Genomic DNA, 15,656 nt, shown 5'->3' with positions numbered 1-15,656 from the left:
CGCGGCCACCGCCATCGACCATGTGCTGTCCTGGTCACATTTCCGGCTTGTCCACCAAACCCGAGCCCTGATCAGCCACTACCGCCAACGAGGCGACCCCCTACCCCAAGATCTGCGAATGTAGTACTAGAGTCCCCGTCCGAATGGGTTGAACACCTTCTTACCGCAGGGAGCAGCATGACTGGTCGCTCGACGTGGCGGCGTGCTCTGGCCGGCGCCTCGATCGTCTTCGCAACCGTGACACTGACGCAGACGACCGCCGCCGCCGAACAGACCGCCTCCATCCCCTACTGCCCCGGTGGCTACCTGTGCCTGCTGACGGCCTCTGGTTCCCCCTGGACCGTCCTCGTCGCGGAAGGCGAGAGTCGAAGCTTCCCGGGCGGGCTCACGGTACTGGGCGCGGACAATCAGACGCAGCTCAATTACTGCGTCAAGGCGACACCGTCCAGGTACAGCCTCGCACCCGGTCGTGAGGTCACCCACTCCCATACAGTGCAGTCAGTCCGCCCGAGTCAGTATTGCGCCTCCTGATCCGCCTGGCACGTGGAAGTGTTATACCCGCAAGGGGCCCTTCACCAGCTGATCTATTCGTAAACTGCTCGACTTGAGCCGTCTTCCCGGCCGCGCCTCTTCACCCTCGGCCGGGAAGCTTTACGCACCCTGCTGACCGCCGCTGAACGCGGGTCCATGGCCAGGGCGTATTTGAATGGGTGCGAGTGGCGCTCCGTACACTGCCGGGGAGTCGCGCATGCCATAGACGGGGGTTGCAAGGTGTCAGATCTGGAGATCGTCGCTGAACGAGGTCACCGCCCGTCCTAGGTGCGGGGCGCGCCGCCGGTCCGCCGCCGCGAGGTGTGCCTGCACCGACCGCCACCTCCCCCAGTGCCAGCGCGGCAATCCCCAAACCCTCTCCAGTCCGTACAGCCCGGGGCCGGGGCTGGCAGCTCGAGCACATCGGCGGCTGGCGCGGAACCCGGCTGAAAGCGGTCGCAGCCAGCGGTCCGCGCGACGTGTGGGCGCTCGGCAGCCCGCACGAAGGCATCGGCCAGATGCTGCTCCTGCACTTCGACGGCCGGCGTTGGCGCGAGCACCCCGCACCCGAGGTGACGTGGGGCTCCAAAGATGACGGGAGGTTTCCCTCGCTGGTGGCGACCGGACCGCGCGACGTCTGGATCTTCGCCGCCACCGCTGCCCTGGCCGCGCACCACTGGGATGGCGAGCGCTGGAGCCAGATTCCGCTACCGGACGTGGATTACAACCCGGGCGAGCGGGCCAGTGCCACCGCCCTCGCGCCCGACGACGTGTGGGTGGTGGTCGGGGATCACGCCGCGCACTGGGACGGGCGGGCCTGGACGGTCATGCATCTGCCCGCCTGGGCGGTGTCGGTGTCGGCGGCGGCGCCCGACCAGGTGTGGGCGGTCGGCGGCACCGGCCAGCCGCTCGCGCAGGGGGTCTCCGACTCGCAGGCGGCGACCATGCGCTGGGACGGCCGGTCATGGCAGCTGATCCCCGCGCCCGAGGATCGCACACCAAGCAAGGAGATCAACAGCCAGGGCCAGCCGGACGGCAGCATCCCGACAATCAGGCTCACCCGCGTCGTCGCTCACGGTCCCGGCAACGTGTGGGCGATCGGGACCCGCAGCATGTTCGACTACGAGGACGGCAGCAGGAGTACCACGATCACCATGCACTGGGACGGTACGGCCTGGTCGTGGGTGCCGGGCTCAGCCTACGTCAGCGCGTCCGGCTCTGACGACCAGACCGGCGCCGTCGTCATGGGCAGACGGTCGTTCGACATGGCCGACGACCCGGACTGGTACGTCGGCAATTATGAGTTCCAGGTCCCCATCTTCGTGCTCACCCACCAACCGCCGCGGGTCACTCCGAAACAGGACAAGCACCTGACCTTCACCTTCGTGACCGATGGCGTCGAGTCGGCGATCGCCGCAGCCAACGTGGCCGCACAAAACAAGATCGTCCAGGTACTCGGTGCCGATGTGATCCAACAGGTACTGCGCGCCGGCCTCGTCGATGAGCTTCATGTCGCGGTGATGCCCGTGCTGCTCGGCGCGGGCCTGCGGCTGTTCGACAGCCCCGGCTTGGAGAACATCACGCTCGACAAGACCGGGGTTTACGAGATTGGAGCGATGACCGAAATACGGTTCCGCATCAGCAGGTGATCTTCACAGTGCACGAGATGAAGCGCCTGGGGCGGGGCGCGGCCGAGCTGCTGACCATCGCCGAACAGCGGTGGCTGGCCGATATCCAGCTGGAGCTGCTGGCCCGTTGCAGGGCGTGTACGACCCGAGCGGGCACGGAGCCGCACTGTTCGCGATCTTTGCCGGGATGGCCGAGTCCGAACGCGAGTACGGGGTTGATGCGGTACAGCCGTTATCGGTGAGATTGATCTTGGTGGTGGACACAGGAGACTTCTGCCATGCGTCATGTGCCTTTCCCCAAGATCCCCGTTGCGTCGAGCGCCGCCGTCGCCGCCAACGGCATCTGGATCGCGACTGAGAAGATCCACGGAGCGCAGATGGTTATCGCCTACGACGGCCGGGAACTCCGCATCGGTAAGCGCAAGGCATGGCTGCGCGGAGAGGAGGCATTCTTCGGCTGGCAACTGCTGCGCGGCGAACTGGAACAAGCAGCCAGGGCGGCACTGTCCTTGGGCGGCACGGTCGTGCGCAACCGAGGTATGGGCGGTGCGTGCGGCGGCTGGCTGGCTGTTACCTCCCATCTCAGACGGGTGCTAAGGCGGTTGTCCGCCCGGTGATCACGCTCCTAGCGTTGCCATCGCACGGATTTCAGCTGCGAGCAGGAGGTGGTCGATCGTGAGCAAGGTGACTCGTCGCGGATTCATGGGAGGGGCGGCGGCAGTCGGCGGAACGGCGGTGCTGGGCCTTGGCACGCCGTCACGTGCGGGGGCTCAGGAACTGGGGCCGGTCCGGATAGCCCCGCGTGATCCACGCTATGAGGATCTCGTCGTGCGCCGGACGAACCTGCGGTTCAACCCCAGACCGGAGTACTTCCACGTGGTCGGCTCGACCGAGCAGGTGGAGAAGGCCGTGGAGGAGGCTGTCAAAGCCGGTAAGCGGGTCACCGTGCGCAGCGGTGGCCACTGCTACGAGAACTTCGTCGGTGACGGCGCGCAGGTCGTGATCGACATGTGTGAGATGTCGGAGGTGTACTTCGACGACAAGCGCGGCGCGTTCGCGATCGAGCCGGGCGCGACGTTGATGGACGTGTACCGGAAGCTGTACCTGGGCTGGGGGGTGACGATTCCCGGAGGCCAGTGCGGCGGGGTGACGGCCGGCGGCCACATCGCCGGCGGCGGCTACGGCCAGCATTCGCGCCGGTTGGGCTCGGTGGTCGACTACCTGCATGCCGTGGAGGTCGTGGTGGTGGACCGTTCGGGGCGGGCACGAGCGGTGATCGCCACGAGGAACCCGTCCGACCCCAACCATGACCTGTGGTGGGCGCACACGGGCGGCGGAGGGGGAAACTTCGGCGTCGTGACGCGCTATTGGATGCGCGACCCGAAGGCGAAGGGCAAGGATCCCCGTACGCTGCTGCCTCAGCCGCCACCGGCCCTGCTGGTCTGCCACCCGGCCTGGTCGTGGAGTGATATGACCGAAGAGTCCTTCACTACCTTGCTGCGCAACCACGGCGAGTGGCACGAGGGCAACAGCGCTCCCGGCTCGCCGTACGCGGGCCTCTGGAGCGCGCTGATCATCCAGAGCCGCGCGCAGGGGGCGGTTCCCGGCGGCATGATCCTGCCGACCATGATGGACGCTTACGTTCCGAACGCCGACCGCCTGCTCACCGAGTACTTCGCGGCGCTGACGCGGGGAGTGCGGGCGCGGGCGTACATCCCTGCGGTGCGACGGCTGCCGTGGTACCACGCGGTGAGCACGCAAGCGCTCGGTAGCGACCAGGAGTCCGGGCGGTTCAAGGCCAAATCCGCCCAGCTGCGCCGGCGGTTCACCGATCGGCAGATCGGGGTCGCTTACGACCACCTCAGCGTGGCCGGTCCGGCCTCTTCGAGCGGAGTGATGCTGCTGGCGTCGTACGGCGGGCAGGTCAACACCGTGGCCGCCGGCGCGACCGCCGTGGCCGACCGCGACTCGATCCTCAAGGCGCTCTATCTCGGCACCTGGACGGAGGGGGAGAGCGCCGAGCGCATCGCGTGGGTGCGGCGCTTCTACCAGGCGATGTACGCCGACACGGGCGGCGTACCGGTCCCGGGCGGCGCCAACGGTGGCGCCTACATCAACTATCCCGACATCGATCTGGCCGATCCGGCGTGGAACACCTCCGGCGTGCCCTGGTCCACGCTCTACTACGGCGGCAACTACCCGCGGCTGCAGCGGGTGAAGGCCCGCTGGGACCCGCGCGGGGTGTTCCGGCATGCCCTGTCCGTCCGGCCCACCCGTTGATCAAGGCCCAGCGAAGTCCGACGGCCCCGGCCGTGCGTGGTTGAGGAACGCCAGCACGGCCAGGACCCGGCGGTTGGTGTCGTCGGTGGCCTCCAGGCCGAGCTTGGCGAAGATGGCGGCGATGTGCTTGCCGCCCGTACCCTCGCTGATGTTGAGCTGACCGGCGATGGCGGCGTTCGAGCGCCCCTGCGCCATGAGCTGGAGCACCTCGCGCTCGCGCGGGCTCAGCGACGCGACCGGGTGCAGGGGCGAGGTGCCGCCGAGCAGCTTCGCGATCACCTGCGGGTCCATGGCGGTGCCGCCGGCCGCGACCCGGCGCAGCGCGTCGACGAAGTGGCCCGTGTCGAACACCCGGTCCTTGAGCAGGTAACCGACGCCTCCGGCGCCGTCGGCCAGCAACTCGCGGGCGTAGATCTGCTCGACATACTGCGACAGGACCAGTACGGGAAAGCCGGGATGGCGGGTGCGGGCCTCGATGGCGGCTTGCACCCCTTCGTCGGTGTAGCTGGGCGGCAGGCGCACGTCCACGATCGCGACGTCCGGCTGGTGCCTGGCCAGGGCGTCGAGTAGTTCCTCGCCGGTGTCCACCGCGGCCACGATCTCGATGCCGTGAGCTCTCAGGAGGTGGGTGAGCCCTTCTCGGAGGAGGTAGACGTCCTCGGCGAGGACAACGCGCATGGAATCTCCAAGGTAGCAACGGTCGGTCCGCCCTCTGGGCTGGACAGGATCAGAACTCCGTCGAATCCGTCGAGGCGGCGCCGGATGCCGTGCAGCCCGCCCCCGCGCCGGGCCACGGCGCCGCCCGGCCCGTCATCGGTTACGGTGACCGTCAGCATGCCGTCCGCGTGGCGCAGCTCCACCAGGACCCTTGACGCGGCGGCGTGCTTGGCGGCGTTGGTCAGCAGCTCGGACACGGCGAAGTAGACCGCCGCCTCGATCGGTGCGGCCACCCGGCCCGACAGGCGCACGCGAACCTCCGCCTCCAGCGGAGCGTCCATCGCCAGGGTGCGTACGGCGTCGGCGAGCCCGCGATCGGCGAGCACCGGCGGATGGATGCCCTGGATGAGCTCGCGCAGCTCGCCGAGCGCGAGCACCGACATGTCCTTGGCGCCGGCGATCATCGCCTTGGCCGCCTCGGGATCCTGATCGAAGAGCCCTTCCGCCGTCCCCAGCGTCATCCCGACGGCCACCCACCGGGCCTGCGCGCCGTCGTGCAGGTCGCGTTCGATCCGGCGCAGCTCGGCGGCTTGGGCGTCCCGGATCTGGGCGCGGCTGCTGGTCAGCGTGTCCACCCGGCTCGTCAGCAGCGCCGCCCTGGTCGGGCCGAGCAGTGATCGGCTCAGCAGGGCATGGCAGCGCAGCAACGCCGGAGCGACCGCCATGCCAAAGGCGGCGGCGACCAGACCGGCCACCGGAGCCGGGACGCTCGACCACGCCGGTACGGCGGCGTACAGCAGGTCGTCGGGCGACCACGTCAGCCCGGTGAGGAGCCCCAGCGCCTCGGTCCACAACCACAGCCAGCACATCACGCCCAGCCCGCCGACGATCAGCACGGCCGGCCCGGTGAAGAGCACGGCGGCGACGGGCACCTCCAGGAACGACCACGCCAGATCCCGCCACGAGGCCCGGTCGCCTACCATCCACCCGAACCGCCGCGCCCGCACGGCGGCTCCTCGCGTCTGGTAGACCGTGCCGATCGGCCCCCATCCCAGCCGGTACGACCCGTCCGGCTCAGGGTCGGGCAGCGGCGGCTCGGGGTGGTACGGCTCGGCGATCCGCACGCCCGTCCACTCGCCGATCCGGGCCCGGCGCCAGGACACGAAACGACGCGAGCCCAGCACCGTCTCAGGCCACAGCCGCACCGGCATCAGCCCGATCGTCACCACCTGGGCCACGGCGAACACCATCGCCACCCCGGACAGCGCGACGCTCGCGCACAGACGCGCCCCTGCGACGACCCTCGCCCCGATGGCCTCAGCGACGCGGCCCGGAACGCGGCGTGACGACGGCGCGAGCAGCACCCGGGTCCAGCGGGCGTGCAGGCGCAGCAGCCGGGGTCCGAGCGCGAGGCCGAGCAGCATCGCTGCGGCGCCGGCCGGGCGGTGGAACCACAGCGCCGTGAGCCCGCCGCCGATCAGCGCCGGCGCGAGTCCCGCCAGCACGCCGCCGACCAGCGGGTTGAGCATCATCCACGACAGGTCGCGGGCGGTCGCCGGATCGCGGGCGATCCACCCCAGCCGCGCCAGGTAGTCGGGCAGGAACGCCGAGCGGAACAGGGCGTCGCCGTCGCGATACCAGCCGTCGGGATCGCGTACGGGCGGCGGCGGAGCCGGACGGTAGGGCGAGGCGATCTCCACGCCACCCCATCGGGCGGCCAGCCGCCGGGCCAGCGCCGGCAGCCGGCGGCCCTGCTCGACGAAGAACACCGGAGACGGCAGGCCTGCGTGCGCGCCCACGAAGATCACGACCAGGAGCGGCAGTCCCAGCAGCGCGAGCCCTGCCAGCGCCACGCCTCGCAGGGGCGCGCTCGTATACCCGACAAACCTTCTGCCTCGCTCCACCTCACCCCTCCACGAGACTTACGATCCCGGCCACCCCGGGTCGACGGTCGGTGCCACGAGACGAAGCTTGCCGTCGCCACCTTCCGTCTCGAACTCGGCCGGTGGGCTTGCCCCATCCCCGGAAGCCGAACGCCTGATCGGCGACCTCTACTCATCGAGCCTGGACTTCGCCGTGATCTGGGACCTCAACGAGGTCGGTGACCTCGGGCACGTTCGAGGATCTCGCGGTGCCAGGGTCGGGGGCGCGTCCGAATGCACTACCAAGCGCTCAGCCTCGATGCGTATCCCGGTTTCGGACTGATGATCTACAACTTTCTCCGCAGATTAGCCTAGGGCCTGGCCGGAGGCGGTGCGCAGCAGCGGACCGTCGGCTCCGGCGATGCGGTCGACGATGCGCACCCCGAGCCGGCGCAGGCCGCGCGGGCCCAGGCCGATCAGGGGGTCGCGGTCGCGGATGCGGCGGCCCAGCCGGCTGGTGACCGGCGCGCGGACCAGGCCGAGCGCCTGCAGCCAGGTGAAGACGTCGGTGCCGTCGATGCGCTGCGGCAGGACCGGCTGCCGAGCGCCGAGGGCCAGGGTGACCGGCTGGGTCGCGGCGAACTCGGCGGCGATCTGCACGCCGGAGTTGCCGCCGCCCACGACCAGGACGGGCCCGTCGGGCAGCTGGGCAGGGCTGCGGTGGTCGGAGCTGTGCAGGGAGACGATCTCGGGCGGAAGCGGCAGGTCGGGGATGTGGGGCTGCTGGAACGGCCCGGTGGCGACCACGACCCCGTCGCTGGTGTAGGTGACCGCCTCGAAACCTGCGCCGTCGGGTCGGCGCAGCACGGTCACGGTGGTGCCGAGCTGGACGGGCAGCTCGAAGCGGGAGGCCTGCAGGAAGCGCTGAGTCGGGTGTTGCGCCAGACGTCGATGATCGGCACGGTTATTCCCCGTTCCCGCCGATGCAGGCGGCCACCCGAGCCGGTACGTCCGCCCGGGCGGCGGCAGTGCGGCACGTCGTCGTCGACTCTCACAATCTTGCCCACGCCATCCACGGCGCCCTGGACCAGGTGACCACCCAGCGGGTCGCCAGGGCCAAAGGCGCCTCCACATTGACCCGCGTGCCGGGCTGAATCTGGTCCAGGGTCGATCTGCGCCGGGTCTCGGCCGTAAGCCCGGCTTCCCGTACGTCCGTCTCGTGCTCGGTCTGGACAACCGTCAGCCCAACACCGTTCAGGCAGATCGAACCCAGCGCGCCCGCAGCGGCCTTGGGTGCACTGACCGCGATACGAGCCTGGTCGACGGCCACCACCATTCCGACTTCATAAATGTGCCCGGTGAACATCCGACACCACCTCTCGACAGCGGGAGGACGGTCCTCGCCGCACGAACCCACCGGCCGTCAAGATCAACACTTTGGCGAGCCCGATCGGGGCTCTCGTGGCAAACTATCCGGCGGGCCACGGCGCCGCCCCGACCACGCTCCTCCACCTCCCGGCACGCATCCTCGCGCGCCTCCCTGTGCGGGCAGCCCGTCGGCTCCACAAAAGGGCCGCACAGAAGCGGCCATATCGACTTCCTTCAGGTCCTCTGCGAGGACGAGATCTCCCGCCGCGACACCATGGCAATGCAGCGACGGACGACCGCGTCCTCATCCTCGCAAGGAGCTTGTCTCCCGGCTTCTGCAACGGAGATGTGAACCAGTCCCGATGGGCCGCTACCGGGCTCCTCCACAAGACCGGCCCAGGCCCTCCACACAACCATGTCCCGGCCCGCCGCCTCCTCCACAGGCGCCCAGAATGCTCGCCACCTGCCTTGGACGGCCCTTGGTCAGTGTGAATAGGCTGCCAGGAACACCTTCACCGCCTCGTCGGCGATGCGTTCGAGTTCGTCGACGGGCGGCCCGGCCAGCGTGCCGAGGAACATCACCTGGTTCATCGGTTTGTACATGATGAGCCCGGCGAACTGGTAAGCGGCCAGGGTCGGATCGGGGAGATCCCGCAGGATCCCGCGATCGGCCAGTCGCTGCATCGCCTCACCCAGCAGCACCAGCGATCGGTGGAAGCCGCGCTCGAACCAGGCTCCGGAGAGGGCGGGGAACCGGTCGGCCTCAGCCATGACCAGACGGCGCAATCGGATGACGTCCGGCTGGGTGAGGATTTCGATGAAGCCGCGTGCGACTTTGCGAAGGCCCTGCTGCGCGTCGGTGGTCTGGTCGAGATCGTTGGCGGCTTGCGCGAATCCGCTCACCACTTGATCGTTGGTGCCCAGGATGATCTCGGCGAAGAGGTGTTCCTTATCTTCGAACTGCTTGTAGACAGTCTGCTTGGACACGGCGGCTCGGGCGGCCACCTGGTCCATGCTCGCTCCTAGGTAGCCGCTTTGCAGGAACACCTCGGTGGCTGCCTGCAGGATTGCGCGCCGCTTCCGCGCGGTGCGGCCGACCTCCATGTCATCGCCTGGCATTGCGGCCGCTGGCTGACCGTTGCTCTGCTGCGCCCGCTCTTGTGGATTCACGGCACCTTCCTCGGACTCGAACTGTCCACGGATTGTACTGGACAGTTCCGTACTACTTTCAGTACCATACCGTCTAGTTCCATCAACGAGCCTTCGCCGATAGAGGAGCAGCAATGTCGCACACCGTGGAAGTGCCGGGTGCCCGGCTCTACTACGAAGTTCAAGGCAGCGGGCCGGTGCTCGCGGTCATCGGCCACCCCATGGACAGCAGCGGCTTCGCCCCGCTCGTCTCGGCACTGACCGGGCACTACACCGTCGTCACGATCGATCCGAGGGGATTCGGCCGCAGCGCGATCGCCGACCGCAACCAGGATGCGATTCCCGAGGTGCTCGCCGACGACGTCAAGGCGGTGCTCGACCTCGTGGGATCAGAGCCCGTGCACATGTTCGGCAACAGTGGCGGCGCGGTCATCGGCCTCGCGCTGGTCGCCAAGTACCCGGACCGGCTGCGCACTCTCGTGGCCCACGATCCTCCCCTCGCCGAGCTGCTGCCGGACAGGGAGAAGGCCCGTGCCTCGATCCATGACATCTATGACACCTACCGTGCCCACGGCCAGGGGCCGGCCTGGGGCATGTTCTTTGATTTCGGCGGATTCGAGGCTCCCCCCATGCCGGAGGGTGAGCCACAGGAGCCGTCTGCCGAAGAGGTGGCCGCGGGCGAGCGCCTGTTCGGCCATGCTCTCCTGCCGATCACGCTGTACGAACCCGACATCGCCGCCCTGCGCACGGCATCCACCCGGATCGTGGCCGCGGGCGGCGGGGACTCCAAAGGCACCTTCCCCCAGCGTGCCGCCGCTGCGCTCGCAGAACAGCTCGGCACGCCGCTGGTCGACTTCCCCGGTGACCACGGCGGCTTCGACGCCCAGCCGGCGGAGTTCGCCCAGACCCTCCACAAGATCCTGAGCTAGCGCCGTCCCGCCGCACCCTTCCGGAGCGCTGTGTCGCGGGCGGTCAGATCAGAACTCCGCGGCTACCAGCTTGGTTCGTGGTTACCAGACCCCCGGATACAGGTGTCCCGGTGACCGCCAGATGGGTGGTCCGATGAGAGGAGAAGGAATCGTGACCTCGTCCTCAGTGCCGCCTCGGGCGACGCGACGGGAGTGGATCGGGCTGGTGGTGCTGGCCCTGCCCACGTTGCTGCTGGCCTTGGACACCAGCGTGTTGTATCTGGCGCTACCGCAATTGGCGACGGAACTCGGCGCCAGCGGTACTCAGCAGCTCTGGATCACTGACATCTACGGATTCTTGCTCGCTGGGTTTCTGGTCACCATGGGAACGCTGGGCGACCGTATCGGTCGTCGTCGGCTGTTGCTGATCGGCGCCGTCATGTTCGGGGTTGCTTCAGCCCTGGCCGCTTACTCCATCAGTCCAGAGATGTTGATCATTGCCCGTGCCCTGCTGGGGATCGCCGGCGCAACCCTGATGCCCTCCACCTTGGCGCTGATCAGCAACATGTTCCGCGATCCCAAGCAGCGGACAATGGCGTTGGCAGTCTGGGTCAGCTGTTTCATGGGCGGCGTCGCGGTGGGCCCGGTGGTGGGCGGCGCTCTGCTGCAGAACTTCTGGTGGGGCTCAGCGTTCCTGCTGGGTGTCCCAGTGATGCTGCTTCTGGTGGTGATCGGCCCTGTGCTGCTGCCCGAATACCGTGACCCAGCCCAGGCGGGACGGCTGGACCCGCTCAGCGTAGCGCTCTCGCTGGCAGCGATCCTGCCGGTGATCTACGGGTTGAAGGACCTGGCCGCCAACGGGCCGCGGCCTGGAGCGGCGGTAGCCACTGTGGCCGGCCTGGCGCTGGGGGCGGTGTTCGTCCATCGCCAGCGCATCCTCGCAGTCCCGCTGCTGGACCTGCGCCTGTTCGCCAGCCGCCAGGTGTCCGCCGCGTTGAGTCTCGGGTTGCTGAGCGGAGCCGTCATGGGCGGTGTCTGGCTGCTGATCAACCTCTATCTGCAGACGGTCGCGAATCTGTCGCCGCTGCACGCCGGATTGTGGCAACTGCCAGCGGTGCTGGGGATGGTCGTCGCCAGCAACCTGGCACCGCGCCTGAGCCGCCGGTTCCCTCCGGGCGGCCTCATCACTGCTGGAATGGCGCTGTCGGCAGTGGGTTTCGCAGTCTTGACGCAGACCCCTGCTGCGGATGGGCTGGCAGTGCTGATCCCCGCGTTCGTCATCATCATGGTCGGTGTCGGCATCGGATTGCCGCTGATACAAGACCTCATCATCGGCGCTGCACCACCCGAACGTGCCGGGTCAGCCTCGGCACTGTCCGAAACCAGCGGCGAACTCGGTGTCGCACTGGGCATCGCCGCCCTTGGAAGCGTGGGCACCGCCATTTACCGCGCCCGGCTCACGGTACCCACTGAAGTGCCGGTCCAAGCTGTCGAGAGCGCGCAGGAGGGAATCATCGGTGCGGTGATCGCCGTACCGCACCTGCCTGCCGGGATCGGCGCGGAACTCCTCGACAACGCCCGTGCCGCGTTCACTTCAGGCCTCACCACGGTAGCCGCCGTCAGCATCGTCATCTTCGTCGCGCTCGCCATCGCCACCGCGCTGGTACTACATGGGATCCGTTCCACCGGCCACAGCGAACCAGAGCAGCCGGACATGAGCGAGCCGGCTGTCGCCGCAGCCACGACCAACCTCAGCGGCTCACCCACAAACACCCCTGTATGACCATTTCGACCACCACCGTTACCGAAGGAACAAACATCATGCGCAAGGTCTTCGCCGGTCTGTTCATCTCCCTGGACGGAGTCGTGGAAGCGCCCGATCAGTGGCAGCACGACTTCGACGAAGAGATGGCTGCCGAGATGGAAGCTCAGCTCCACGCCCAGGACGCCGTCTTGCTCGGTCGCGTCACCTACTTGGACTGGGCCGCCTACTGGCCCACCTCCACCGATGAGCCCTTCGCGACCATGTTCAACAACATGCGCAAGTACGTCTTCTCCGACACCCTCGAGACCCTCGAGTGGAACAACAGTGTCCTGCTCAAGGGCGACCTCGCCACCTCCATCGACGAGCTGAAACGACAGCCGGGCAAGGACATCGGCGTGGGCGGAAGCGTAAGCCTCATCCGCTCGCTGCTGCAGCAGGATCTCCTCGATGAGCTTCGGCTGCTGGTGCACCCCGTGGTGGTCGGCAAGGGACAGCGGCTGTTCGACGACTTGCCTGCCAGGCAACTGCATCTTGCCGAGGCAAGGAGCACCAGCAGCGGGACTGTCATCCTGGTGTACCGCAAGTCGGCCTGATCCATCACATCCCTGAACGGACCGCCCGGCCACGCCCCACGGTCCCTTCGACAGCCGAGAGCCTGAACGCGTCGGCGGATCCGGTACTGAAGTTGGCGCGCCAGCCAAGTGGCGGGATCCAGGGGGCGGCAGCGGGCATGCGTGAGGCGATGGTCTCGCCGAGCGTCGATGAGCTGGGCTGGTCGCCGTCGGTGCCGTGGTGATCGCACTCTCATCAGTAGGCCATCGTGGGCCGCTCGCGGGCTCAGCCCGACGCCATCAGGAACCACTTTGGAGTACTGGAGCCGATCGGGTCGCTCAGTACTCCGGAGAGAGACCAACCCCGAGACACTAACCGGGTGGGCGGCGCTGGGCGTGCTGACCATCGACACGTTCGTCCCGCTGCCGTTCCTCGCTTCCGGCTTTCCGGTGTGGCCACCGGCCTTGGCGCGGCAAGCCCCGCTGTTCGCTGCCGCCATCGGCTGGGCAGCCCTTGGCCACGACTCTCCCCACGTTCCGCGCGGCATGGCCACGATCCTCGACGGCACGGCACGGCACCGAGCTCGGCCAGGCACTCATGAAACCTCGAGGTGGAATGCCCCGGCTGTCACGGCCACCGCTGTCCGCCGCGCCTCCTCAGGACCGCGCTGGACCGGCCGGCCCGGTCGTGTGAGAACGACAGGCCTCGCCCCACCCTCCCTCAAGGAGTTCAGCACCATGAACAGCGTCGGAGCCCTCTCCCACGATGAACCCGTCTCCGAACGGGTGTCGTTCAAGCAGTGGCTGGCCGTGATCGCGGTCGCAGTCGGGACCTTCCTGGTCGTAACCGCGGAACAACTGCCGGTCGGCTTGCTCACCTCCGTCGGTGACGACCTCGGGATCTCAGAGGGGACCGCAGGGCTGATGCTTACCGTGCCCGGCCTGATCGCCTCCTTCAGCGCACTACTGGTTCCTGTCGCGATCGGGCGACTGGACCGACGTACCGTCCTACTCGGCCTGATCACCTTGATGGTGGTGGCCAACTTGCTGTCGTTCCTCGCTTCCGGCTTCCCGCTCCTGCTGGCCGCGCGGTTCCTGGCCGGAATCAGTATCGGCGGATTCTGGGCGCTGGCGGCCGGCATCGCCGTACGCCTGGTCCCCGGCGCCCATGTCGCCCGCGCCACCTCGATCGCTTTCGGCGGCGCCACCGCCGCCAACGTCCTGGGCGTCCCGGCCGGGACGTTGATCGGCGAGCTCACCAACTGGCGCATCGCCTTCCTCACCCTGGCCGGACTTGGACTACTGGCCGTTGTCGCCCTGTTCCCGCTGCTGCCGACCATGCCCGCCACCGAGTCCCTCCGGCTGGGTGCGCTGTTCGCCCTGTTCGCTGACCGTGTCGTCCGCGCCGCCATCATCACCACCTTCCTCCTGGTCGGCGGTCACATGGCGGCCTACACCTTCGTCAGCCCGATCCTGCAGGACATCTCCGGAATCGACGACGGCCTCATCGGGCCCATGCTGCTCGGGTTCGGCGCCGCCGGTGTCATCGGCACATTCATCGCCGGAGGTGCCGCCGCGCGCAACGTGCGCGCCACCGTCATCGCTGGAGGTGTTCTCCTCACCGCCGTCCTGGCGCTCTTCCCGCTGATAGGCGGCACCCTCGCCACCGGGCTCATCCTGCTGATTCTGTGGGGCCTGGCCTTCGGAGGCGTCCCGGTCGGCGTTCAGATGTTGATTTTCAAGGCCGCACCCGACAGGGCCGAGGCCGCCACCGCGCTCAACACCGTGGTGTTCAACCTGGCCATCGCCCTCGGCGCACTGCTGGGTGGCCTCATCGTCGATGCGGCCTCCACCACCGTCGCTCTGTGGCTCGCCGCCGTCCTTACCGCCCTGACCGTCGTGTCCGTATCGAGTGCCAGCAGGGCCATCGTCCGCAGTTGACACTTTGGGGAACCGCTTCAGCGAACCCTTTGGGTGTAGGGGGTATCGCCCTCATGGGCCCTCTGCCGAGTTTCCCGTGATTATGCGGTTCTGTCAGTGACAAAGGGACTACTTTTTCACCGCCGCGAGCTGACCGAGGAGGCGGCCGAAGCCTCGATCTACCAGGCATGTCAGCGGTTGCGGCTGCCCAGTTCGTCGACCTGGCCACCGCCGCCCCCCGGGCACCTGGATCAACACACTGCCGGGGCGGAGCCAGGTGAGAAGTGCCGGGACCGTACCCACTGGATCGAAGGCAGATCCTCGCGGCGCAAGAAGTAGATCGTCATCGAGACGATGTCGTCCAGCCGACCGCCAACGGCAGCGAGGATCAGGCGGACGTTGTCGATGCTCTTTTCCATCTGCGCCTCGATGTCACCCGCGCCGACCACCTCGCCGTGCTCGTCCCAGGCGACCTGTCCGGTGATGTGGACAACCTCTCCCGTGCCCTGGATGACGCCCTGCGAGAACGCTCGCCCATTCACTCCCGAAGGATTGAAGCGTCTGCCATGTGACTCCTCATGCTGATGCGACATATGCCGACGCCCCGCCTCGATCATGGTGTATCGGGGGCAAGCCGCGATCGCCGCGCTTGCCGCTCGACTCCCGCCCCACCCAGTGATCGTTTTCGGTCACAGCACTAGTGTCATGCGCCTGAAATTCGTCGGCCAAATCTTTACACTTTACGTATGGCGCATCGAGGTCCGTCTGCGGTGGAGATCCAACTTGCCGATGCTGAGCGCGCGCGACTGATCGGCCTGTCAGCAGAGTCGTCTGCGGTGGCCAGCCGCGCCAAGATCGTGCTGGCTTGCGCCGAACGAGGGATCAGCAACGCGCAGGTCGCGCGGGAGCTGGGGCCCTCGCCCCGATGTGTGGACACCTTGAGTGCCGGATGATGGAAATCCGGAGGCAAGGAGTTCCACGTGGCGATGAAGTCGTATCCGCCGGAGTTCAAGGCGGACGCCGTCGCGTTGTATCTG

13 protein-coding genes are annotated in these 15,656 nt (G+C 68.0%); 7 read left to right on the top strand and 6 right to left on the bottom strand.

Features of this window, described 5'->3' with window-relative positions:
* The first annotated feature begins 854 nt into the window (after nt 1-854).
* The 3 genes from E1294_RS55120 (at nt 855) to E1294_RS45915 (ending at nt 4,439) form a co-directional block, all read left to right on the top strand.
* A complete protein-coding gene (locus E1294_RS55120) occupies nt 855-2,180 on the top strand; it encodes a dihydrofolate reductase family protein (protein WP_220448322.1) in 1,326 nt (441 codons plus the stop codon).
* A gap of 257 nt (nt 2,181-2,437) precedes the next feature.
* Nucleotides 2,438-2,776, top strand: a complete 339-nt coding sequence (locus E1294_RS45920; protein ID WP_132518102.1) for an RNA ligase family protein — start codon at nt 2,438-2,440, stop codon at nt 2,774-2,776.
* A gap of 58 nt (nt 2,777-2,834) precedes the next feature.
* Nucleotides 2,835-4,439, top strand: a complete 1,605-nt coding sequence (locus E1294_RS45915; RefSeq protein ID WP_132518100.1) for an FAD-binding oxidoreductase — start codon at nt 2,835-2,837, stop codon at nt 4,437-4,439.
* On the opposite strand, the gene E1294_RS45910 is transcribed toward E1294_RS45915, so the two are convergent.
* The 5 genes from E1294_RS45910 to E1294_RS45890 form a co-directional block, all read right to left on the bottom strand.
* The gene (locus E1294_RS45910; RefSeq protein WP_132518098.1) at nt 4,440-5,117 is read right to left on the bottom strand and encodes a response regulator transcription factor; all 678 of its coding nucleotides are present in this window, start codon (nt 5,115-5,117) and stop codon (nt 4,440-4,442) included.
* The gene (locus E1294_RS45905) at nt 5,057-6,949 is read right to left on the bottom strand and encodes a sensor histidine kinase (RefSeq protein WP_220448321.1); all 1,893 of its coding nucleotides are present in this window, start codon (nt 6,947-6,949) and stop codon (nt 5,057-5,059) included. The genes E1294_RS45910 and E1294_RS45905 overlap by 61 nt, the downstream gene beginning before the upstream one ends.
* A 375-nt stretch (nt 6,950-7,324) precedes the next feature.
* Nucleotides 7,325-8,092, bottom strand: coding sequence for an NAD(P)-binding domain-containing protein (locus tag E1294_RS45900; protein WP_132518096.1), 768 nt, complete (start codon nt 8,090-8,092; stop codon nt 7,325-7,327).
* A complete protein-coding gene (locus E1294_RS54225; RefSeq protein ID WP_132518094.1) occupies nt 8,010-8,324 on the bottom strand; it encodes a hypothetical protein in 315 nt (104 codons plus the stop codon). The genes E1294_RS45900 and E1294_RS54225 overlap by 83 nt, the downstream gene beginning before the upstream one ends.
* A 485-nt stretch (nt 8,325-8,809) precedes the next feature.
* Entirely contained in the window at nt 8,810-9,496 is a 687-nt protein-coding gene (locus tag E1294_RS45890) for a TetR/AcrR family transcriptional regulator (protein ID WP_220448320.1), read from the bottom strand.
* A 113-nt stretch (nt 9,497-9,609) separates the two neighbouring features.
* Here E1294_RS45890 and E1294_RS45885 point away from each other — a divergent pair, with 113 nt between their 5' ends.
* From E1294_RS45885 to E1294_RS45870, 4 genes are all read left to right on the top strand, one after another.
* Nucleotides 9,610-10,404 (top strand): alpha/beta fold hydrolase, encoded by a 795-nt coding sequence (locus E1294_RS45885; RefSeq protein WP_132518092.1) that lies wholly within the window; start codon nt 9,610-9,612, stop codon nt 10,402-10,404.
* Nucleotides 10,405-10,537: 133 nt separating this feature from the next.
* Nucleotides 10,538-12,166 carry an MFS transporter gene (locus E1294_RS45880; protein WP_132518090.1) on the top strand — a complete coding sequence of 543 codons (1,629 nt, stop codon included), beginning with the start codon at nt 10,538-10,540 and terminating at the stop codon, nt 12,164-12,166.
* Nucleotides 12,163-12,741 (top strand): dihydrofolate reductase family protein, encoded by a 579-nt coding sequence (locus tag E1294_RS45875; RefSeq protein ID WP_220448319.1) that lies wholly within the window; start codon nt 12,163-12,165, stop codon nt 12,739-12,741. Before E1294_RS45880 ends, E1294_RS45875 begins: the two co-directional genes overlap by 4 nt.
* A gap of 696 nt (nt 12,742-13,437) precedes the next feature.
* Entirely contained in the window at nt 13,438-14,640 is a 1,203-nt protein-coding gene (locus tag E1294_RS45870; protein ID WP_132518088.1) for an MFS transporter, read from the top strand.
* 230 nt (nt 14,641-14,870) lie between these two features.
* On the opposite strand, the gene E1294_RS45865 is transcribed toward E1294_RS45870, so the two are convergent.
* A complete protein-coding gene (locus tag E1294_RS45865) occupies nt 14,871-15,236 on the bottom strand; it encodes a RidA family protein (RefSeq protein ID WP_220448318.1) in 366 nt (121 codons plus the stop codon).
* Nucleotides 15,237-15,656 lie beyond the last annotated feature (420 nt).

Source organism: Nonomuraea diastatica, assembly GCF_004349015.1.
Lineage (GTDB): Bacteria > Actinomycetota > Actinomycetes > Streptosporangiales > Streptosporangiaceae > Nonomuraea > Nonomuraea diastatica.
This window is presented reverse-complemented; position numbering and strand designations above follow the sequence as displayed.

Bases quoted from the DNA above. Each gene is read 5' to 3' on its own strand.
- E1294_RS45875 (WP_220448319.1), top strand. From the start codon at position 12,163: ATGACCATTTCGACCACCACCGTTACCGAAGGAACAAACATCATGCGC.
- E1294_RS45880 (WP_132518090.1), top strand. From the start codon at position 10,538: ATGAGAGGAGAAGGAATCGTGACCTCGTCCTCAGTGCCGCCTCGGGCG.
- E1294_RS45900 (WP_132518096.1), bottom strand. From the start codon at position 8,092: ATGTGGAGGCGCCTTTGGCCCTGGCGACCCGCTGGGTGGTCACCTGGT.
- E1294_RS45920 (WP_132518102.1), top strand. From the start codon at position 2,438: ATGCGTCATGTGCCTTTCCCCAAGATCCCCGTTGCGTCGAGCGCCGCC.
- E1294_RS45870 (WP_132518088.1), top strand. From the start codon at position 13,438: ATGAACAGCGTCGGAGCCCTCTCCCACGATGAACCCGTCTCCGAACGG.
- E1294_RS45865 (WP_220448318.1), bottom strand. From the start codon at position 15,236: ATGATCGAGGCGGGGCGTCGGCATATGTCGCATCAGCATGAGGAGTCA.
- E1294_RS45885 (WP_132518092.1), top strand. From the start codon at position 9,610: ATGTCGCACACCGTGGAAGTGCCGGGTGCCCGGCTCTACTACGAAGTT.
- E1294_RS54225 (WP_132518094.1), bottom strand. From the start codon at position 8,324: ATGTTCACCGGGCACATTTATGAAGTCGGAATGGTGGTGGCCGTCGAC.
- E1294_RS45910 (WP_132518098.1), bottom strand. From the start codon at position 5,117: ATGCGCGTTGTCCTCGCCGAGGACGTCTACCTCCTCCGAGAAGGGCTC.